A 21,496-nucleotide genomic window follows, 5' to 3' on the forward strand; every position below is an offset into this window, starting at 1 on the left:
ACCGCTCCCCGACTACTCCGCCACATCCGTCCACGTCACCGGAAGTTCGTGCACCCCATAGATATTCATATCGGTCCGCAACGCCACCTCGTCGGCCGGGACGGCCAGGGCCAGGGTCGGGAAGCGGCGTAGCAGGCCGGCGAATCCGGCGCGCATCTCGAGCCGCGCGAGTTGCTGACCGAGGCACAGGTGCATGCCGTGACCGAAGGACAGGTGGCCGCGGGCCGTGCGACGCACATCGAGGGTGTCGGGGTCGTCGAAGCGGCGCGGGTCGCGGTTGGCGGCCAGCAGCGAGACGACGACGGTCGAACCCTTGCCGATCGTTTCGCCGCCGAGTTCGATGTCCTCGGTGGCGTAGCGGTAGAAGATGTCGGCGACCGAGAGGTAGCGCATGAGTTCTTCCACCGCATCGGGAATCAGAGCCGGATCGGCACGCAGTTCGTCCGCCTGTTGCGGATGTTCGAGCAGCGCGAAGGTGCCGAGCCCCAGCATGTTCGCGGTGGTCTCGTGCCCCGCCAGCAGGAGCAGGAAGGCGATGCCGGTCAGTTCCTCGACGGTGAGGTCGTCGTGGCGGGCCAGGTCGGACAGGATGTCCTCACCCGGTTCGGCTCGCTTGCGGACGACCAGTTCGGCCAGATAGGACGTCAGCGCGCCGTAGGCCGCCATCTTCTCCTCGAGCGCCTGGTCCTTGACGAGGAATTTCGCCGAGTTGACCTGGAAGGTGTCGCGATCCTCGTAGGGAACGCCGAGCAGTTCGCAGATCACCAGCGAGGGCACCGGCAGGGCGAACTCCGCGACCAGGTCGACCGGCGGGGTCAGCCGCGCCATCGCGTCCAGTCGCGCCTCCACGACGTCCACGATGTGGTCCTCGAGCTGCTTCATCCGTCTGACGGTGAAGGCGCCGACGAGCTTGCGCCGCAACCGGGTGTGGTCCGGCGCGTCCATCGCGATGAAGACGCCGGGGATCTGCGGCGACGGCTCGGTGGCCACGGGCATGCCCGGAATCTCGTAGGGCACATGCAGAACGCCGATGTCCTGACGCGAGCTGAACCGGGAGTCGGCCAGCAGGCTGCGCACCTCGTCGTAGCCGGTGACGAGCCAGCCCTCGTGGCCGTCGGGAAAGATCATCGGACTGACCGGGCGGGCATCGCGCAGCCGGGTGATTTCGCGGGGCGGATCGAAGGGCCCCGCATTGCGTTCCATGGGCAGGCCGTGCGGGACGGAAACCGTTCGGGTCATGGCGTTTTCCTCTCGAAAGAGACGACGGGAGTCAGGCGGCGGACGCGTGCCGGATGATGACGTTGCCGAACGCGTTGCGCGCGTATACCCGCACGGTGTGCTCGTCGTCCTGGGCACCGTCGACCGGTCCCAGCTGGTTGTGCACGGCGCCGCGCGCGACGCTGGTCTCCAGCCGCGCCGCACTGCCCGGGCGGATGCCGACCTCGAGCTCGCCCGTCGAGGTCTCCAGCCGGAGCACACCGCGCGTGGCCTCCGCGATCCGGATATTGCCCTGGGCGGTCTTCGCGGTCACCGAACCGAGCGGGCGTTCGACGACGATGTCACCGGCCGACACCTCCAGAACGCATTCGCCGAGTTCGCCGGCGCCGAGGATTCGGCCCACACCGGCGGTGCCCTGGAAACGGGAGCCGGCCGGCACCTCGATGGCCACCTCGATCGTCGGATTGCCGCCGAAGGGGCTGTAGGTCCGCCAGTCCTTCGGCGTCGTCACGGTCAGGGTGCCGTCGACGAACTCGACCCGCGTCTGCTCGGCGGCGCGCACATCGCCCTTCTTGGCCGCGTCGGCGGGGCGGACCGCGACGACGGTGTCGGTGCGATCGGAGGCGGTGACGGTGACGGTGCCGGACAGCACCTCGACGGCGACGGCGATGGGTTCCGGGGTCTGGAAAGCAGGCATGGCGTTCTCCTGGGTTCTGCTGGGAATCGGGCGGCGGGATCGGGGGATCCGGCCGGTGAACCGGTCCGCGGTGCGGATCGCTGTGCTGTTCACGAGAACTACTGTCGCCGCGGCGGCTGATATCGGGCTGACGCCGGGCTGACATCTCCGCTGACATGGTGTTTCCGCTGGTGGGATGGGTGATCTCACACCGGTCGGTCCGCCACGGCAGAATGTGGCGGGTGCGAATCGGGATGCTTGGAACGCTCGACATCCGAGCAGATGACGGTGAAGTGATCGAGGTACCGGGCGCCCGGTTGCGGGCGCTGTTGATCGCCCTCGCGCTGGAACCGGGCCGCGCGGTCCCCAGAACGACCCTGGTCGACTGGATCTGGGGTGAGCAACCACCCGCGGACGCGGCGAATGCGTTGCAGGCGTTGGTTTCCCGGCTGCGGCGAGTGCTGCCGGACGGATCGCTCGACGGGCAGGCGGGCGGCTACCGGCTGGCGGTGGATCCGGGCGCGGTCGACGCGTTGCGGTTCGAACGGCTCCTCGATCAGGCTCGTGGCGGCGACGTCGTCCGGCAGACGCATCTGCTGCGCGAGGCGCTGGGGCTGTGGCGCGGGGCGCCGATGCAGGACATCGATGTGCGCGACAGCGAGGCGGTCGCGGCGGTGGTCACCCGCTTGGAGGGGTTGCATCTGGCCGCGCTGGAGGATCTGTACGACGCGGAGATCCGCCTCGGCCGCGGCGCGGAACTGGTCGCCGAACTCACCGAGCTGGTCGCCCGGCATCCGGTCCGGGAACGACTGATCGCCGCCTTGATGCGGGCCCTGGCGGCGGCGGGCCGCGGCGCCGAGGCACTGCTCGTCTACCAGCGGGCCCGCGAAGCCCTCGCCGACACCCTGGGCGTGGATCCCTCGCCGGAACTGTCCGACCTGCACGTGGCCCTGCTGCGCGGCGAAGCGGGACCCCGCGACAACGAGCGCAAGACCAACCTGCGGGCCGAATTGACCAGGTACGTCGGCAAATACACCGATATCGCCGCAGTGCGCGAACTCCTGGCGAACCATCGGCTCACCACCCTGACCGGGCCGGGCGGTTCCGGGAAGACCAGGCTGGCGCTGGAAACCGCACGCACCCTGCTCGACGATCTGCCGGACGGTGCGTGGCTGGTGGAACTGGCGGCCGTCGGCGCCGACGGTGACGTCGCGCAATCGGCCCTCGCCGCCTTCGGGCTGCGGGACGCGCTGCTCGGCGGCGCACCGGACGCGGAACCGGTGGACCGGCTCGTGGCGGCTATCCGCGACCGCGAGACGCTGCTGATCCTGGACAACTGCGAGCACGTGATCGACTCCGCGGCGGCCTTCGCCCACCGGGTGCTCGGCGAATGCCGGGGCCTGCGAATCCTGGCCACGAGCCGGGAACCGCTCGGCATCACCGGCGAGGCGCTGTGGCAAGTGGCGCCGCTGGCGTTGCCTGCCGCGGACGCGACCCCGGCCGAGATCGAATCCTCCCCCGCCGTGCAATTGTTGCGCGACCGGGCCGGCGCGGTCCGCACCGATCTGGAGACGACCGACCCCGCCACTCTGTCGACCATCGCGCGGATCTGTCGCGCGCTCGACGGCATACCGCTGGCCATCGAACTGGCGGCGGCACGGTTGCGCACCATGTCCCTCGACCAGCTCGCCGACCGCCTCGACGATCGGTTCCGGCTGCTCACCGGTGGCAGCCGGACCGCCATCGCGCAGCATCGGACGCTGCGCGCGGTGGTGGATTGGAGCTGGGAACTGCTGACCGATGCGGAGCGGACGGTGCTGCGCAGGCTGGCCGTCTTCGCCGGCGGAGCGAGCCTGGAGGCGGCCGAGCGGATCTGCGCGGGCGCATCCGACGCGCCGGGAGACGTCGAGCAATGGGAGGTGCTCGAACTGCTGACGGCGCTGACCGAGAAGTCGCTGCTGCTCACCTCGCCGGACACCGAACCCCGCTACCGGATGCTCGAGACGATCAGGCGGTACGCCTACGATCGCCTGGTCGAGGCGGGCGAAACGGAACAGGTACGACGGCAACACCTTTCGTACTTCACGACCCTCGCCGAGACCGCGGAGCCGCATCTGCGCCGCGCCGAGCAGTTGGAGTGGCTCGCGAAACTCGAGGCCGAACACGACAACATCGCGGTCGCCCTGCGCGGCGCGCTCGCCGACGACGATGCGGCGGGAGCGTTGCGGCTCGCGGCGGCCGCGGGCTGGTACTGGTGGCTCGGCGGGCACAAAGCCGAAGGTATGGAACTGATCACCGCCGCGGCACGAAGCGGCGGGCACGAAGGCGGCAGCGAAGCATCACCACGCAGTGCCCTCGACAGTGCCGCCGACAACCCAGCACGCATCGGCGGGCACGAAGGCGGCAGCGAGAGTTCCCGCACCGCAGACGGTTCCGGGGACGACGAATTCCGGGCCAGGGTCTACGGCCTGATCGTGCATTTCATGAGTTCCGGGCCGAACGACGAGCACCAGGTGGCGGAATGGGTGCACAAGGCCTACCAGCTGGGCCGAAACAGCGAATCCGACTATCCGCTACTGGCTTTCATCGGCGCTCTGCAACGCATGTTGCGCGGCGGAGACGAATTCCTGACCGCATTCGAACCACTGCTCACCCACGACGATCCCTGGGTGCGCGCACTGGCCCGGCTACAGGTGGGCAAGGCGCGCATCGCCCTCGGCTTCCCCGGCCGGGAAGCCGACGACCATCTCGAGACGGCACTGGCGGAGTTCCGGGCGCTCGGCGAGCGCTGGGGTATGTCGTTCGCGCTGACCGAATTGGCCAACAGGATCGCCATGCGCGGCGAATTCGCCACGGCCTGTGCGTATCTGGACGAGGCGATCGCGGTCGTCACCGAGGTCGGCGCCATCGAGGACGTTTTCCTGATCCGGGCGCGTCAAGCTCAACTGTATTGGCTGCAGGGTGATGCGGAGGCGAGCGCCGACGCCATGTCCGAGGCGCAGCGATACGCCGACCGGTCCGCCTGGCCGAACGCACTGGCCGAATTCGCGTTCACGAAGGCGGAGCTGGCGCGGTGGCAGGGCGATACGGAACAGGCCCGCCGGCAGATCGAGATCGCTACTTCCGCACAGGGCGGCGACGCCGACCAGAGCTACGTCGACGCCTTGCGCAATCACCAGCTGGGTTGTCTCACAACCGATCTGAATGTCGCCCGCACACTGCACGCCGCGGCGTTCCGCGCCGCGACCGGCGCCGGCTACGCACCTCTCACCGCCCTGATTGTGGTGGGGATCGCGGATCTGGCGTCGCGGGCCGAACAGGACGAACAGGCGGTCCGGTTGCTGGCGGCCAGTGCCGCGATCCGGGGCCTGGTCGACCGGTCCCAGCCGGATGTGGCGCGGATCGAGCAGACAGCACGACGTCGCCTCGGTGACCAGCGGTTCACCGAGGCGACGAAGGAAGGGGCAGAGGCCGAGTGGGAGGAATTGGTGGCGGCTACGCTCGCTTGTTGAACGTGGCACGCGACCAGAGGAATCCGACCACGGCGAATCCGGCGCACCAGGCCAGCGCGGCGGCCGTATAACCGCCGGACGGATGGCCTTCGAGAAATCCGCGCAGCGATTCGATGATCGGCGTGAACGGCTGGTACTGCGCGAACTGCCGGATACCCTGGCCCATCTTGTCGGCCGGCACGATCGCACTGCTCACGAAGGGCAGCATGATGAGCGGCACCACGCTCATACCGGCGGATTCCGGTGTCTTCGCGGCCATTCCGAGTGCGACGGTGAGCCAGGATGCCGCGAACGAGGTCGCGACCATGATGCCGATGGCGGCGAGCCAGTCGGTCGCGCTCGCGGGCGGTCGGAACCCCAGTGCGAAGGCCACACCGATGACGGCCGCGATGGCGACCAGGTTGGTCAGCATGGTCGCCGCCACGTGACCGATCAGGACGGCACTGCGGGAGACGTCCATGACCTTGAATCGGTTGATGATGCCCTTCGCCATATCGGAGCTCACCGACACCGCGGTGCCGGACAGGCCGTAGCTGATGGCCAGCAGGATCAAACCCGGTGTGGCGTAGTCGATGTAGTGGCCGCCGACATCGAAGGCGTTGCCGAAGACGTAGACGAAGATCAGCATCATCACGACCGGCATCAGGGCCGCGTTGAAGATGGTGACGGGACTGCGGGTGATGTGGGTGAAGTTGCGGCCCAACATCTTCGACGCATCGGACAGGGGTGCGGGCATGGTGATCGTACTCATCGCGGGGAAACCTCCGTGGTCGCGTGACCGGTCAGGGAAAGGAAAACGTCGTCGAGATCGGGGGTGTGGACGGTGACCTCCTCGGCCTCGACCAAGGACTCGGCGAGCCGATCCAGCAGGTGGCGCAGCGATTTCGTGCCGCCGTTGCCGGGGACGCGCAAGGTCAGCGCGCTGTCGTCACGGGTGGCGCCGGGCAGGCTGCGCGCGGCGGCATCCAGTTCCTCGGGTTGGGTGAAACGAAGCTGGATGTGGCTGCCGGGCACCAGGCGCTTGAGGTCGTCGGGTGTGCCTTCGGCGACGATGCGCCCCTGGTCGAGTACCGCGATCCGGTCGGCCAGCTGGTCGGCTTCCTCGAGGTACTGGGTGGTGAGGAAGATCGTCACGCCCTCGGATGTCAACTCCCGCACGATGTCCCACATGGTGCGCCGGCTGCGCGGGTCCAGTCCGGTGGTCGGCTCGTCCAGAAAGACGATCTGCGGTTTGGTGACCAGCGTCATCGCCAGATCCAGCTTCCGGCGCATACCGCCGGAGTAGGTCGCCGCCCGCTTACCCGCGGACTCCACCAGATCGAACCGCTCCAGCAGGTCGGCCACCACCCGCTTGCCCGCATCCCCGCGCAGACGATGCAGCCCCGCCATCAGGCGCAGGTTCTCCTCGCCCGTCAGCAGATCGTCCACCGCCGCGAACTGGCCGGTCACCCCGATCGCCGCCCGCACCGCCTTGCCCTCGGTGGCGAGATCGTGTCCCGCGATGCGAGCCGTGCCGCCGTCGGCCTTCGCCAACGTGGTCAACACGTTCACGGTCGTCGTCTTCCCGGCCCCGTTCGGACCGAGCAGCGAGAAGATGGTCCCGGCCTCGATGGTCAGATCGATCCCGTCGAGGATCGTCTTGTCCCCGTATGCCTTCCGCAACCCGGCGGCGGCAATTGCTGTGCTGTTCATGGGGACAACTGTGCGGCGGACGGCTGATACGCCCCTGATGCCGGCCTGACACGACCGCTGATACGCCGGTTTCCCCTGGTCAGCCGATTTCCTCGGCCAAGCCGACGATGATGCCCTCGGGACCACGGACGTAGCAGAGCCGGAAGATCTGTTCGTACTGCTCCACCGTGCCGACGAGTTCGGCGCCGTGCGCACGCAGGCGGGTGACGACGTCGTCGATATCGTCGACGGCGAACATGATGCGGCGAATGCCCAGTGTGTTGGCCGGAGCATGCCGCGGCTCGGACCGGACCGGTTGCGGCTCATGGAACATCGCGAGTTCCACCCGGCCGTGGCCGTCGGGAGTGCGCAGCATCGCGACCTCCTGCCGCACATCGTCGACGCCGATGATCCGTTCCACCCACCTGCCCTCGACCGGCCCCTTGTTCTCCAGTTCCATACCGAGTTCGACGAAGAACGCGATCACCGCGTCGATGTCCTCGACCACGATGAGCACGTTGTCCATCCGCTTGATCGCCACGGTCTCTCCTCCGATCGCAGGCCCACGCAGTCTTCGCGAGTCCGCGAATCATGACGCGCTGCCGCGCCGAAACTCATCGGTGGGATCAATGGCGGGGACGACGGCCGGCCGGCGGGGATGGCATCAATAAGCCCCCGCCGCATTCGCGCTCAAGGGGTTTGGTTGTGAATTGATCTGGGCAAAGGAGGCCGGTCATAGAGAGACTAGAGCCGGCTCCCCGATACGGTTCCGCGCGCGCGTGAGTCGCATTTCAAACCTCTATTACATGCGTTTCTACCTGCATCGATGCACTGGCGAAAAATCATTGCAGCGCCACCGTCGGCAACAGCGTCCGAAATTCTGGACGCATGACCGAATTACTCGCACAGCAGGTCCCGCAGGCCGCCGTATGTGATCCGAACCATTTTCACGAAACGTTGCTAACGGGTCGGAGAACCGGGTCGATAAACGCCATACAACTGAAAATCGTGACGGAAAGAAATCATGTATCGACAACGACAGGAGAAGTCCCATGGACCTGTCCACCGCGTTCAACCTCTTTCTCAGCTTGCTCGGCATCAACCTCGGCGCAGGCGGCCAGCTCGGCGCCGGCACCGGGTCGTCCTGAGCGCCCATAATCGTGCCGGGCCGGGCAGGGAACTCCTGTCCGGCCCGGCCTTTGCGGCCGAACGGCACGGGCGGTCGCGTGCCGCGACCGCTATCCACCGGCCGCCCGGGTGAATCGGCCCGCCAGGGCCCGCAGATGTTCCACCAGTTCCGGCGGCGATTCGACCTCGAATTCCACATCGAGCATGCCGACCGCCAGGGCCACCAGAGCGTAGGAGTCCGAACCCATTTCGAGGCGGCAGGTGTGCTCGTCGATCGGGGTGACCAGACCCTCGATACGTCCGGCCAGTTGTCCCGCGGGAACGTGGACGCGCATGACCGAGCGGTACGGCCACATCGCGAAGCCCATGGTGCGACGGAGGTAGGCGACGACGTCGCCGTCCGGGGCCGGGCGGTGCGTGAAGCGGGGGCCGTTGGGGGTCCGCAGCGACATGCGGTCGACGCGGAAGGTGCGCCAGTCGGCGCGGTCGCTGTCCCAGCCGACGAGATACCACCGATGACTCCAATGCGCGATGCGATGCGGCTCCACGGTGCGCCGGGTGCCCTCGCCCGCATGGCTGCGATAGTCGAAGCGCAGCGTTTCGGCGGCGCGAATGGCGGCGGAGATGGCGGTGAGCTGGCCGGCGTCGACAGCGGGGCCCGGATCGTAGCGGGGCGGCATGGCGACCACGGCGCCGCGCAGCGCGTCGACGCGGTGGCGCAGCCGGGCCGGAAGGACCTGCTCCATCTTGGTCAGCGCGCGCAGCGACGTCTCCTCGATGCCGGCGACATTGCCGGTGGTGTTGGTCTGCAGTCCGATCGTGACGGCCACCGCTTCGTCGTCGTCCAGCAGCAGCGGCGGAAGTGACGCCCCCGCGCCGAGACGGTAGCCACCCTCCGGCCCCATCACGCCGTGCACGGGATATCCCAACTCGCGCAGGCGTTCCACGTCGCGCCGGACGGTGCGAGTGGTGACGTCGAGTCGTTCAGCCAGCTCCGTTCCGGTCCAGTCGCGATGGGTCTGCAACAGCGACAGCAATCGCAACAGCCGCGCCGGCGTGGTTTCGGGCATGGATCGATCATCCCGCACGAGTAGGACCGTTTCCGTCCTATACGCGGTGGATGCTCATCTCATGACCGATACGACGATCACCCCGTTCCGCATCGACATCCCGCAGGAAGACCTGGACGAACTGAACTTTCGGCTCGCACGTACCCGATGGACCGATGCCCTGCCGGGTGTCGGCTGGTCCTACGGGGTCGATCGCGACTACCTGATCGATCTGGCCGAGTACTGGCGCACCGGCTACGACTGGCGCGAACACGAGTCGAGATTGAACAAGGTCCCGCAGTTTCTCACCGAAATCGACGGTCAGACAGTGCATTTCATGCATGTCCGCTCTCCCGAACCGGACGCGACCCCGCTGATCATCACCCACGGCTGGCCCAGCACGCCCGCCGACTTCCTCGACATCCTCGGACCGCTGACCGATCCGCGCGCGTACGGCGGGGATCCGGCCGACGCGTTCCACGTGGTGGCGCCGTCGGTACCGGGCTTCGGCTTCTCCGGTCCGACCCACGAAACCGGTTGGGACGTACCGAGAATCGCGCGCACATGGGCGACGCTGATGGAACGGCTCGGCTACGAACGCTACGGCGCCCAAGGGGGCGACTACGGCAGTCTCATCTCCCCCGCCCTGGGCCGGGTCGCACCGGACAAGGTGATCGGTGTGCACGTCAACGCGCTGGCCGACGCCGCCACCGCGACCGGATCCGGGCGGGAACTCGACGACCTGTCGGAAGCCGACCGCGCGAAGGCCGTCGCGAACCAGATGTGGTGGTACGGCCACAACGGTTACGCGACCCAGATGGCGTTGCGGCCGCAGACCATCGCCTACGCCCTCAACGACTCACCGGTCGGGCAGCTCGCCTGGAATCTCGAATGGTTCGTCGACTGGGATCCGACGGCCACCGACCAGGCGCCGGTCGATCGCGACATCATCCTGACCGACGTCACGACCTATTGGCTCACCGGCACCGCCGGTTCCGCGGCCCGGATCTACCGGGAGTCCGGAGCGTCGTGGGGCAGCAGACCCGCGCCGTCGGGCGTGCCCACCGCGGTCGCGAACTTCCGCGGCGATCGAGCCGTTCGCGGCTTGGCGGAGTCGGCCAACACGATCGTGCGCTGGAACGAGTACGCCGTGGGCGGCCACTTCGCTTCCCTCCAGGCGCCGGTGGAACTCGTCGCCGATATTCGCGAATTCTTCCGCTCGGTCGTCGGCTGACCGACCGGGGTCGATTCCGGTGCGGAGGTAAATCGCTTATCCCGCAGCGGAATCGGTCCCCGGCGCGACCGCCCAAGCCCCCTCGATCATCGCGAAGATCTCGTCCACCGCGGCATCCGGATCGGCCGACTCGCGGGCCAGGGAGTAGGCGTCGATCACGAATCTGGCGATCGTCCGGCAGGCCGTCGGAGTGCGAGACAGTTCGGGGTCCGCCGCGATGGCCGTCGCCAGCGACTCTGCGTGCCGCAGCCGCATCGACTCTTCGTACTGCCGCAGAGCGGGTGAGTTGTCGATCATGCGCCAGATCGGATCGGCCCCTTCCGCCGTGCAATGGCGGACCAGCGCGAGAATTTCGCGCCGCAGCACCGGCATGAGCGGCTCCCCCGCCGCCCGGTCGGTCACCGCCCGGGTGAGGCGCTGTTCGAAGTCGTCGTCCCGCTCGAAAACCAGCGCTTCCTTCGAGGCGAAGTGGGAGAACAGCGTGGTCACCGCCACGTCGGCTTCGGCGGCCACATCGCGGATGCCGACCGCGTCGTACCCGCGCTCGAGGAAGAGCCGCAGTGCGGTATCGGCGATCTTCTCGCGGGTCGCGGCCTTCTTCCGCTCACGACGTCCGGTCGGCGCAGTCACCTCTGGATGCTATCAACTATGAAAAGCTAACAACTACAAAAAGCTAACCGTTAGTGTTATTGTCGGCCGCATGAAGAAGGTGAGCTTCGCCGAGTTCGGCGGCCCGGAAGTCCTGGACCTCGTAGGCGCCGAGGAGCCGCACGCGGGCCCCGGCCAGATCCGCATCGCCGTGCGTGCCGCGGGTGTGAACCCCGTCGACTGGCGGATTCGCGAAGGACAGTTCCAGCAGGCCCATCCACTCGAGTTGCCCGCCGGAGTCGGACAGGACGCGGCCGGCGTCGTGGACGAAATCGGCGAGGGTGTAACAGGTTTCGCGATCGGTGACGCCGTATTCGGCGAGGGTTCGAGCACCTACGCCGAGTTCGCGGTGCTGTCGGGATGGGCGCCCATGCCCGACGGGCTCGCGTTCGAGGAAGCGGCCGGCTATCCGTCCGTGGTGGAGACGGCATTGCGCATCATCGACCAGGTGGGCGCGCGGCCCGGGCATACACTGCTGGTCAGCGGCGCGTCCGGCGGAGTCGGATCGGCGGTGCTCCAGATCGCGCGCGAGCGCGGCATCACGGTGATCGGCACGGCCGGGGCCGCGAACCAGGACTACCTGCGCAGCCTCGGCGCCCTCGCCACCACCTACGGCGAGGGCTGGGTCGAGCGAGTGCGCCGACTCGGCCGCGTCGACGCGGCCCTCGACCTGGCCGGTTCGGGAGTCATCGCCGAACTCGTCGAGCTGACCGAAGATCCGCAGCGGGTGATCACCATCGCCGACCTCGGCGCACCGGAGTTCGGCGTCCGATTCTCCGGCGTAGCGGGAAGCATGCCGGACGCACTCGGTGCGGCCGCCGACCTCATCGCGCGAGGGAAGCTGCATATTCCGGTCGAGAAGACGTACACCCTCGCCGAAGCCGCCGCGGCACACGTCGACAGCCAGGCCGGACATACCCGCGGGCGACGAGTCATCGTCGTGTGACCATTCGAGAGTCGCAGCAGCTCGGGTGGTGGCGGGCGTATCGTGTCCCATCTGCGGGAACCGTTCCCCGACAACGCGATAGCCCTCGCGATACGGTTGGAGGCAAGGGAACCCATGACTTCCAGGCACGACGGCGACACCTGGGATCCGGCGACCAGCGTCGGCTCGACCGCCACCATGGCCGCCGCAGCGCGGGCAATCGCGACCCGCACGGATCCGGAACTCATCGACGACCCGTTCGCCGAACCACTCGTCCGGGCGGTCGGGATCGATCTCCTGACCCGGCTCGCGACCGGCGAGACACCTCCCGGCGACTTGGTCGAACAGGTCTGGATCGATATCGCCAAGATACGCACCAAGTTCTACGACGAGTTCTTCCTCGAGGCGACGAGGGCGGGCATCACGCAGGCCGTGATTCTGGCTTCGGGGTTGGACTCTCGTGCGTATCGCCTGCCGTGGCCGAGCGGGACCGTCGTCTACGAGGTCGACCAGCCGCAGGTCGTCGAATTCAAGACCCGCACCCTGGCCGAGCTGGGCGCCGCGCCCACCGCCGACCGTCGCGCGGTCGGGGTCGATCTGCGCGACGATTGGCCCGCCGCCCTGTGCACCGCCGGATTCGACCCGGCGCGGCCGACCGCGTGGAGCGCCGAAGGGCTGCTGGGCTATCTGCCACCCGAAGCACAGGATCAGCTGCTCGACAGCATCACCGGCCTCAGCGCACCCGGAAGCCGGATCGCCACGGAAAGCAGACCAAACCCGCGCCCGGGCGACGACGACACGACGAAACAAGGCCTGCACCGCATCTCGGACCGCTGGCGCGCCCACGATTTCGACACCGACATGACGACGCTGCGCTATTTCGGAGAACGCAACGAGGCAGCCCCCTACCTCACCGACCACGGCTGGACACTCACCGGAGCCACCATCCGAGACCAATTGGCAGCCAACAACCTTCACCCTCTGCGCGACGACGACATGCACATGGGCGACACCCTCTACGTCAGCGGCACGCTCGACCAGATCAGCAACTAGCACCGGCCGGGCCGGCGCCGAAGACGCTCTCGGTGGCGTTCGTCGCGGCGACTCACCCTGCGCCAACATCTGTTTTCGCTGGTGCAACAGGTCAACGACGACCACGACACGGTCACCGAGAACATCGGTTGATCTACTACGTGACCGAGACCGAGACCGTCATCATCGGTGTGGGCGGTCACCACGACGATTGACGACCCGAGCGTGACGACGAATTCTCGCCAGCAGACCGTCATATCGACCGCCAAGATCGTGAGCATGTCAGCGGATGTGATGGCCACCTTGCAAGCCTTCTACGCGGCCGAAGCGGCCTATCTCACCGAGGGCGCCGAGTTCGGGGAGATGGCTCGGCACCTGGCATCCGATGTGGTCATGTACCAAGCGGCGAGTCTGCCCTACGGCGGTGAATGGCACGGACACGACGGCTTCCGGAAGTTCATCGCCGCGATGGGCGACAGCTGGGACGGTTTGTGGTTCGACGAACAGCAGTTCCTCAGCGACGGCGACCGGGTGGTCGTCCACAGCCGTGGCCGGTTGCGGGCGCGCCGCACCGGTCGCGAACTGAAAACCTCACTGCTGCAATGGATCAGCTTCCGAGACGGGCTGATCACCGAGTTCCGGCCCTACTATCACGACACCTCGGCCGTTCTGGCCGTTCTGGACGAGCAGGGATAGGTACGGTTACCACGATTCGATCAGCGGGGCATCGTGGTCCTGCCGCCGCCACTCCTCGGTGAGGCGGCCGAGCCGGTGCCGGGCGGCGATGCCGCGCACACCCGCGATCTTGTCCTCGCGCACCTCCAGGATCAGCACACCCACGACGCGATCGTCGAGCGTGGCGAGCATGGCCGGGCAGCCATTGACCACCGCGGCATGGATGGCGGGCGAGCCACCGGCGAGTTTGCGCTTGGCCGGAGACGGTTTGAAGCCGGCCCGCACCGCGCCGGCGATCCGCTCCGGCGTCGCGTACCGGATGAGTTTCGCGGCCCATCCCAGGCCGGCGCCGTCGGAGACGCCGGTCGCGTCGGCGGTCAGCAACGCCACCAGCCGTTCGGTCCGGCCCGAGGAGGCGGCGGCGACGAACGCCTCGACGATGCGGCGCGCGGATGCCCGGTCGGTCTCGCTGGTCGTGCCGGCGGCGGCGATTCGGCGCCGTGCCCGGTGCAGATATTGCTGACTCGCCGATTCGGTGATGTCGAGGATGTCGGCCGTCTCGGCATGGCTGTACGAAAACGCTTCGCGCAGTACATAAACGGCGCGTTCGATCGGCGACAGGCGCTCCATGAGCATGAGCACCGCCAAGGTCACCGATTCGCGCTGCTCGACGGTCTCGGCCGGACCCAGCATCGGGTCGCCGTCGAGCAGCGGTTCGGGCATCCAGGCGCCGACCGCGCGTTCGCGCCGCGCCGCCGCCGACCGGAGGCGGTCGAGCGCCAGATTGGTGACGACCTTGGTCAGCCACGCCTCGGGTACCTCGACGAACTCCCGGTCGGCCGCCTGCCACCGCAGGAACGCGTCCTGCACCGTGTCCTCGGCGTCGGCGGCCGAGCCGAGCAGACGGTAGGCGAGCGAGGCCAGCCGATTCCGGCTGGCCTCGAAACGCGCCACGGTGGCGGTGTCCATGAGCACGACCCTATGCGGCGACCACGCGCGGTGAATGCTCGAGGGCGGCGGCCGCGCGGTACTTGTGACTCGGCTTTCCGAAGGTCGGGTGGCTCAGGGACCAGGCGGCGGTGTCGAGGATCGTCGACTTGACGCGTGCGGCCGTCCGTCCGCACAGGGCCCACGACTTCGCGTGCGCGTCGCCGCCGACCAGCTGGAAGATCCCGTCCTTGCGGCCGAGGCTGATGTGGTTGCCGACGTACGACAGCGAGGTCGTCGCGATCTTGCGCCCGGTGCGGTCTCCGATGATCGCCGCGGTCGCCTGCATAGCGGTGAATCCGGCCGACGCACAGGACATCGGCAACGGCTGGCCGTTCTCGCCGATGACGAAGACACTGTCACCGGCGACGTAGACATCCGGATGCGACACCGACCGCATCTGACGGTCGACCGTGATCTGACCGTTGGCGATCACCTCGAGGCCGCTCGCGGCGGCGATCGGGTGCACGGCGAAACCCGCGGCCCACACGGTCGCGTCCGAGGTGAAAACGGTGCCGTCGATGGCGACCGCGGCGTCCTTCTCGACGCGCCCGATCGTGGTGTGTTCGTGTACCGAGATATCGAATCGCTCGAACGCGCGCAGCAGGTGCCGGCGAGCCTTCGCGCCCAGCCAGCCGCCGAGCTCGCCGCTGGTGACGAGACCGACGCGAAGCCCCGGGCGGGATTCGGCGAATTCGGTGGCGGCCTCGATCGCCGTCAGGTTTCCGCCGACGACCAGCACCTTCCCGTCTCCGCCCAACTCGTCGAGGCGGGTCCGCAGGCGCAGCGCGGACGGCCGCGCGGCCACGTGGAAGGCATGTTCGTGGACGCCGGGAACACCCTGATCGGCGGCGGTGCTGCCGAGCGCGTACACGAGCGTGTCGTATCCGAGTCGGTCGATGGCGTCGCCGTCGGCGACCGTGACCGTCCGGTCCTCGACGTCGACCGCGGTTACTCGCGCCACTCGCAACCGGACGCCCGTACCCGCGAAGACCTCGTCCAGCGGTCGGTGGCGCAGCTCCTGCCCGGCAGCGAGCTGATGCAGCCGCAACCGCTCGACGAAATCGGGTTCGGCATTGACGACCGTGACCTCGAAATCATCCGGGTGCAGTTGGCGGGCCAGGTATCCGGCGGAGAAGGCTCCGGCATATCCGGCCCCGAGAACGACGATGCGGTGCTTCATGGTTCGCTCCTGTCTGGTTCGCGTGTTCCCTGAACGAGACAGGGCGCGAATTCCTGACAGGAACGAAGGTGATGTGGGTCACCGTCGAGGTTCGATCAGCCCTTGTTCGCCGGTTCCGTGAGCTCGGCAGGTCGTCCCCCGCGCTGCGCCCGGATGCTCGCCTGCCATTTCTCGAAGTCCGCGCGCATCACAGAGATCTGACGTTCGATCGCTTCCTGGGTGTCCGACCACCAGCTCTGCGCGGCATCCCGAAGTTCCCCCGCCGTCTTCTCGAACTCGTGCCCCTCGTGTTCGAGAGTCGTGGTCAGCTTTTCCCGCTGAGCCTGCAATGCGGCACGGCTCTTGTCCCGCGCCCCGGCGGAGGAGTCTTCGAACTGCTTCACCCGGACCGCGAGATCCATCAGTGATTCCGACAACGGTTTCATATTCATGCCCTCTCCAAGCGGTGCGATCCTCGGCTGGATCCCGGTTGTCGCTGTCCAGCGTTGCCGCTTCGCTCGGCCGGACCAAGGGCAGAACGTCCTCTGATGTCCCGCGCTGGAGATGCCCTTCGACCCGGGCCGGATCCTCGCGGAAGCGCAGGTGGGAATGCTCCGGCCGGCACCGGGTATGCGCGGGGCAAGAACAGTCGTCCGATGAGGAGTAGTCCGATGTCAGGAATCGCGACCCAACTGGGACACCGAATATCGGCCGCGGCACATTCGGCCTGGGCCCTGGTCCATCATCCCCGCCGGGAACCGAACACCGATCTCGCCGCCGAACACCACTCGACCACGAGCGACCCGACCGGCGGCCGCGGACAGGGCGAACCCGAGTCCCCCCGCGGGCTCGGTGGCATGGACTTCTAGCTGCTCTGTCCCGGCGGTGCTGTTCGACCGGTGCACTGCTTGCTGCCTGAACTAATCGTGCAAACCTCGTCGCTTTATGCGGTTTTCTCGCAATTTTGTGGAGGTTTGCACGGAAAGTTCAGGCATACACGGCCGAACCGCCGAACCGTGGGGGCTCTGCCGTCAGCGTCGCCAGAACAGATGGTGCGTCACGCCGCTGGGACTCGGCACCCGCTCCAGGTGAAAGCGGTCCGTGAGCTCGTCCGGGCTGGACCACAATCTTTCGCCGCCGCCGAGTTCGACCGGCGCGACGGCGATGTGCATCTGATCGATGAGATCCGCCTCGAGGAAATCGCGGATGACGGAGACGCCACCGCCGATACGCACATCCGCGCCGTCGGCAGCGTCGAAAGCCTTCTTCAGACCCTCCTTCGGCGATGCGTCGAGGAAATGAAATGTGGTGTCCCCCAGTGTGATAGAAGGCCGCGGATAGTGGGTGAGAACGAATACCGGCGTACGAAACGGCGGTTCATCACCCCACCACCCCTGCCAGTCGTAGTTCTCCCACGGCCCGCGCTGCGGACCGAACTTGTTGCGCCCCATGATCTCCGCGCCGATGTTGTTGCGATAGTCACGAGTGAAGTAGTCATCGAGACCGTAAGTTCCACCGGGCTCGGTACGGGTGGGCCAGTGCGCCGTGGGGCCACACCACGCGAACAGCGCGCTCGGATCGGCATGCCCGAACGGCCGTTCCAGACTCTGCCCTTCCCCGGCCCCGTAGCCGTCGCTGGAGAGATTGAAGTTCTGGACCCGAACCAACTGTGACATCGAAACCCTTTCCGATTGCAATGCGCAACCAGTCGAAGGTACCGATACTGCTCTCGTTTTGCAATCAGTTGTCTGTGAAACGGACAGCAATCCGTAAGCAAATCCGCCCAGGAGCCATCCTCTCCTTCCGAAGAACGGTTTCCACCTGACGCGCAAATTGTCTAGGGCGAGCGAAAAGCCTTGGCATTTGATGGCTTCCTGCGCTTGCCGGTTGGCGCCCGACCGAGTGGCGCGAAATCAGTCACGCTTCTGGCAGCGCGACCAACCCTGCTCGCAGACCGTCTCCGCAACCTCGAAGCAGAGGCCGCGAGCGCGCGACGACCGACCGGTGAAGGCAGCATGGCCAAGCACACCCTTCGCCCGTGGGATTCGAAACTCGATACCACCGTCCGCCGACCCACCTAGATCCATGGCATCGCCGCTGGCGCCCTCAATGTCGACGATGCCCGCAGTGTCGGACTGATCGAGATCGACGGCGACGAGTCCATGGTCCGCACCGCCTTGGCCGTCCGACGAGGCACTTCGTCGGGCCCGCGGTGGCAACAGCCTAATGAAGTTTCCGACCCCGCCGTACAATGCGCCGATGGCACGCGCCGAACGACGTCCGACTGCCGGCGAAGCGCGGTCGGCCAGCCCGGTGCCGGGGAAACCGAGTCCCAGCCGAAACCGCATGGAGCCCATGCAGACCCTCTACCAGCGGTACACACGCAGCCTTACCTCTGACAGACGCTCGCGGCCCATACGTTTGAAGCGGAACCCGGTTCGGTTGTGTAGAAAAAGAACAGCCGAATGGGAGTATCGACTACACTCGTTCAGTATCAGCACAGTACGGCTTCGAATCCATTCACGACATTCTCTATGGATTCGATGCCACTCCGCGCATCATCCGAGCTTAACGGCAACAGAAGCTTTAGATCAGCGGGATCGACATCACATCGGTGCACGATCATGTTCCGGCGCCGCACAACGACACTAAGTGCGCGTTTGGTAGATTCTGCCGCATTACCAAAAGCAGCGGACCATATCCTATTGACACCAACCATTGCAAACGCTTTCGCAATATCGTCTGGCTTTTGGAATGTCTCAGTGTTCAGACGTTCGTTGATCAATAACCGCGACCGCATTTCGAGCTCAGTGGCGTTGCCAGCTGAGATCAGTTCCGAGATAGCACCGAAATGCAGACCTACACGGGTGGCACTACCAGCCGGGCGCGTCCCTAGCAGTATTCTCACAGCGAGGTCAAGGACTATATCGTGGACATAGGAATCTAAAGCCGCTACGCCCTGGACTATAGCCGCTCGATACATGTCCGCAGCATCTACTCGTCCTACCGTCAGCCCAGAGAGCGCTTCTCCTAAACCTATCAGTTCCTTAGCGCGTTGCGAATTGGATACGAACTGATCGAATCGCAGGGTTGGCATCTGTCACTCTTCAGACATCGTCAAGAGTTCAATTCTGTCAGCGAGCTGCGTGAAAGTATTCTTGTAGTTCTCAATGTTTGCTTGCTGATTGCCCCACAACTTGCCAGCTCTTCCAATATCTTCCTGAGTTAGAGCGAAGACGGGCTTCCGCTCTTGCTGCGAGTGCGCGATCAAAGTGTTGAAATCAGGAATTTCTGCCAGTACATAATGACTGTCGAGCCCTGCCTCGGCGTACTTCTCATCCTGAAAAATCGAACCCGAGCGCGCAAGCGCTGGAACGAAGGTTGAGGATATGGCTTCATTCAATTTATCGAAGTACTTTTGAAACGCTATCGTCGGCTTGCCACTCTTCAAGCGGAACCGCTGAACGAGCACGCCAAGGAACTTGAGGTCAGGAGCTGGAAACGGATAGTCCGCGTCCGCTAGAACTTCAAGAGCCGATGCACGATGCGCCCAACTGATCCACCGGGGTATCACGCGTGCAAGCGAATCAATTGCCATAACAGAGAATACGTCGGGGCTACACGGTACGAGAAAGAAGTCCGACGTTGCAACTAGATTCTGATTTACCGCCCCAAGGCCTGGACTGAGATCAATTAGAACATAATCTGCGTTATACCGATCAGCCGTAATTGCGAATAGGTGATGGAAGCTGCCCGGCAAATTTCTTAAACCCTGAAGCGACTCGGAGAGCTGCTGGGAAATTCCAAGAGACGTCTCATCTTCGGCTAATGCAACGTGACCCGGAACCAAGTACAGTCCAGGGCAACCCGAAACTTCCATACAATCGACAGGCGTTAGCGGGACCGGTCGCGATTTGAACGCGGGCTCCAACGCATCCTTGATATTTCGTCCAGGATTGGTTCGATAGAAATCATCCAACGCATCTTCACCGCTGAGATCTAGCACCATGCCGGTAAGGTTGCATTGCGGGTCCGCGTCGACCAGGATGACCTTTTTGCCACGCGACGCAAGCATCCAGCCCAAATTAAAACATGTTGTCGTCTTACTTACGCCGCCCTTGTTGTTAAACAAGGAGATCGTCTTGGCCACGCGCCCTCCCGGCAAGTCGCTTCTACCGCATGGTTTATCTCATCTTTGAAGAACATCAGATAGGATACACCACAACGTCGAATATCGACCGGAATTGCGTATTTACGGCGCACGTTGCTCGATGGGCTATGCTTCTTGGTTGAATTCAACCTGGCCCGCGCATTGAGGCGGAACTCGACCACCACGCCATGGAAGATCTGCACATCAAAACGGCCTGTTCGCCCCTCGACCGGCGTTCCGGAATCGAATAATCGTTGGGCCACACACAAGGTCCCAACGCCGGCGGACCCGCCCCCAGCGCTCTGCGCGGCTGGCTCCAGCGAGCTCGAGTGTGCTCTCATGTCGCAGGTGGGCGCGGAGACCGATTCCCGCGAGAATGTGGCGAATATGGCTCACCGCGGACACGACGATGCCTTAAGGCGAGGCTTAGCAGGTGCCGTTCTGCGCTAGATAGTGGATGACGACCGCCCCCGGTGGCGTAGTTGCCGCAGCGTCAGCGAACTCGGCCTCGTAAACCACGCAGTACGGCACATCCCTTGCGTCGCTGCCACCTGAAGCTGAAGAAGACCAGGCATGAGCTTGACCAGCGGGAGATGGTTGGTCACACGTAGTAGCCGCGGAAGTGGTCGGGGGCGCGGGATACAGGACCATCAGTTTGTATGATCCCACCCCACTCCGCTCAGCGAGCGACCGCAACAACCCGCGGAGTGCACGATCAACGCGAGGTGGACACTAGATGCGCCAAGATCAAATGCATGGCGGATGAGCCGATCATCGGACCGTTGACCCAGCCCAGCCGGTGACATGACAATTCGCCGCCAAGAACGCCCTCATCAGCCCGCATAGCGCGCTGGACGAACCGGCCACGCCGTCGGTCAAGACACAGCTGAGTCTGTGCACGTGGCGGGTTACATCAGGTCACTTGTTCTTCGACAGTGAGGCTTCTCCGCCTCGGAAACGCAGACGGTCCCGCCCAACCTGCCGCTTCACGCATCTGACCCTAGTCAAACTCAAGTGCGAGCTCAAACCAATGGCAGTCAGAATTCCTCACCGGGCTAGAACGCTTGGACCGTTCTTCGAAAGGCGATGCCGGGTCGGCCCGAGATCGGTGGCTCCGCCGCGTCCGTCGCGCCGTACGCGCATCGACCACCGCGACAACCAGCCGACCTTTGACGCTCAATGAACCGGCAACGGGAACGACTTTTCCGGCCGATAGCCAGGACCTGGCGCAATGGTCGGCCGAGCGCGTCCCGGTGCGGGCCGTCCTGCCTCAGATCGTGCCGTCCCGCACCGGATAGTCGATGACAACGACACCGCCGGTGGCGTAGTTGACGACGTCGGCGGCCGCCCGCCGGCCGTACTCCGACGCCCGCATCGCGGCCAGGGCGGTGGCGTCGGCGAAGTCGGCTTCGAAGACCGCGAAATACGG

General features: G+C 65.8%; 19 protein-coding genes. 6 read left to right on the top strand and 13 right to left on the bottom strand.

Going from position 1 to position 21,496, the window contains the following annotated elements; genetic code table 11:
- Positions 1–12: 12 nt before the first annotated feature.
- Positions 13–1,239: a cytochrome P450 gene (locus tag ON23_RS14320; protein WP_039778721.1), complete on the bottom strand. Its 1,227-nt coding sequence runs from the start codon at positions 1,237–1,239 to the stop codon at positions 13–15.
- Between the two features lie 31 nt (positions 1,240–1,270).
- Complete coding sequence (locus ON23_RS14325) at positions 1,271–2,008, bottom strand: DUF4097 family beta strand repeat-containing protein (protein ID WP_245555948.1); 738 nt, start codon at positions 2,006–2,008, stop codon at positions 1,271–1,273.
- A 179-nt stretch (positions 2,009–2,187) separates the two neighbouring features.
- On the opposite strand from ON23_RS14325, the gene ON23_RS35950 reads away from it, so the two are divergent.
- On the top strand, positions 2,188–5,406 hold the full coding sequence (locus tag ON23_RS35950; protein WP_245555949.1) for an AfsR/SARP family transcriptional regulator: 3,219 nt from the start codon (positions 2,188–2,190) through the stop codon (positions 5,404–5,406).
- Here ON23_RS35950 and ON23_RS14340 read toward each other — a convergent pair.
- From ON23_RS14340 to ON23_RS14355, 4 genes are all read right to left on the bottom strand, one after another.
- Positions 5,390–6,157, bottom strand: coding sequence for an ABC transporter permease (locus ON23_RS14340; protein WP_039778723.1), 768 nt, complete (start codon positions 6,155–6,157; stop codon positions 5,390–5,392). The two genes, ON23_RS35950 and ON23_RS14340, sit on opposite strands and share 17 nt — an antisense overlap.
- Positions 6,154–7,098, bottom strand: a complete 945-nt coding sequence (locus tag ON23_RS14345) for a daunorubicin resistance protein DrrA family ABC transporter ATP-binding protein (protein WP_039778725.1) — start codon at positions 7,096–7,098, stop codon at positions 6,154–6,156. The genes ON23_RS14340 and ON23_RS14345 overlap by 4 nt, the downstream gene beginning before the upstream one ends.
- A gap of 79 nt (positions 7,099–7,177) precedes the next feature.
- Positions 7,178–7,603, bottom strand: coding sequence for a VOC family protein (locus ON23_RS14350; protein WP_083903954.1), 426 nt, complete (start codon positions 7,601–7,603; stop codon positions 7,178–7,180).
- 712 nt (positions 7,604–8,315) lie between these two features.
- On the bottom strand, positions 8,316–9,275 hold the full coding sequence (locus ON23_RS14355) for a helix-turn-helix transcriptional regulator (RefSeq protein ID WP_039778728.1): 960 nt from the start codon (positions 9,273–9,275) through the stop codon (positions 8,316–8,318).
- A gap of 61 nt (positions 9,276–9,336) precedes the next feature.
- On the opposite strand from ON23_RS14355, the gene ON23_RS14360 reads away from it, so the two are divergent.
- Entirely contained in the window at positions 9,337–10,488 is a 1,152-nt protein-coding gene (locus ON23_RS14360; RefSeq protein WP_086006906.1) for an epoxide hydrolase family protein, read from the top strand.
- Between the two features lie 36 nt (positions 10,489–10,524).
- Here ON23_RS14360 and ON23_RS14365 read toward each other — a convergent pair whose 3' ends face one another.
- Positions 10,525–11,118, bottom strand: coding sequence for a TetR/AcrR family transcriptional regulator (locus ON23_RS14365; RefSeq protein ID WP_039778730.1), 594 nt, complete (start codon positions 11,116–11,118; stop codon positions 10,525–10,527).
- Between the two features lie 70 nt (positions 11,119–11,188).
- Between ON23_RS14365 and ON23_RS14370 the strand changes: the two genes are divergently transcribed.
- The 3 genes from ON23_RS14370 to ON23_RS14380 all read left to right on the top strand — a co-directional run bounded on the left by ON23_RS14370 (position 11,189) and on the right by ON23_RS14380 (position 13,789).
- A complete protein-coding gene (locus tag ON23_RS14370) occupies positions 11,189–12,082 on the top strand; it encodes an NADP-dependent oxidoreductase (protein WP_039778731.1) in 894 nt (297 codons plus the stop codon).
- 114 nt (positions 12,083–12,196) lie between these two features.
- Positions 12,197–13,114, top strand: a complete 918-nt coding sequence (locus ON23_RS14375) for an SAM-dependent methyltransferase (protein ID WP_039778733.1) — start codon at positions 12,197–12,199, stop codon at positions 13,112–13,114.
- A 204-nt stretch (positions 13,115–13,318) separates the two neighbouring features.
- Complete coding sequence (locus ON23_RS14380) at positions 13,319–13,789, top strand: nuclear transport factor 2 family protein (protein ID WP_210743845.1); 471 nt, start codon at positions 13,319–13,321, stop codon at positions 13,787–13,789.
- A 6-nt stretch (positions 13,790–13,795) separates the two neighbouring features.
- Here ON23_RS14380 and ON23_RS14385 read toward each other — a convergent pair whose 3' ends face one another.
- The 3 genes from ON23_RS14385 to ON23_RS14395 form a co-directional block, all read right to left on the bottom strand.
- Positions 13,796–14,737: a sigma-70 family RNA polymerase sigma factor gene (locus ON23_RS14385; RefSeq protein ID WP_039778735.1), complete on the bottom strand. Its 942-nt coding sequence runs from the start codon at positions 14,735–14,737 to the stop codon at positions 13,796–13,798.
- 10 nt (positions 14,738–14,747) lie between these two features.
- A complete protein-coding gene (locus ON23_RS14390; RefSeq protein ID WP_039778736.1) occupies positions 14,748–15,938 on the bottom strand; it encodes an NAD(P)/FAD-dependent oxidoreductase in 1,191 nt (396 codons plus the stop codon).
- A gap of 95 nt (positions 15,939–16,033) precedes the next feature.
- Positions 16,034–16,369, bottom strand: coding sequence for a hypothetical protein (locus ON23_RS14395; protein ID WP_039778737.1), 336 nt, complete (start codon positions 16,367–16,369; stop codon positions 16,034–16,036).
- Positions 16,370–16,588: 219 nt separating this feature from the next.
- Here ON23_RS14395 and ON23_RS14400 point away from each other — a divergent pair, with 219 nt between their 5' ends.
- A complete protein-coding gene (locus ON23_RS14400) occupies positions 16,589–16,786 on the top strand; it encodes a hypothetical protein (RefSeq protein WP_039778738.1) in 198 nt (65 codons plus the stop codon).
- 162 nt (positions 16,787–16,948) lie between these two features.
- Here the strand turns inward: ON23_RS14400 and ON23_RS14405 are convergent, their stop codons facing one another.
- The 3 genes from ON23_RS14405 to ON23_RS14415 form a co-directional block, all read right to left on the bottom strand.
- Positions 16,949–17,593, bottom strand: coding sequence for a dihydrofolate reductase family protein (locus ON23_RS14405; RefSeq protein WP_039778739.1), 645 nt, complete (start codon positions 17,591–17,593; stop codon positions 16,949–16,951).
- 818 nt (positions 17,594–18,411) lie between these two features.
- Entirely contained in the window at positions 18,412–19,014 is a 603-nt protein-coding gene (locus tag ON23_RS37910) for a hypothetical protein (protein WP_143860638.1), read from the bottom strand.
- Positions 19,015–19,017: 3 nt separating this feature from the next.
- Complete coding sequence (locus tag ON23_RS14415) at positions 19,018–20,067, bottom strand: ParA family protein (protein WP_039778741.1); 1,050 nt, start codon at positions 20,065–20,067, stop codon at positions 19,018–19,020.
- Positions 20,068–21,496 lie beyond the last annotated feature (1,429 nt).

The organism is Nocardia cerradoensis NBRC 101014 (assembly GCF_000308535.1).
Lineage (GTDB): Bacteria > Actinomycetota > Actinomycetes > Mycobacteriales > Mycobacteriaceae > Nocardia > Nocardia cerradoensis.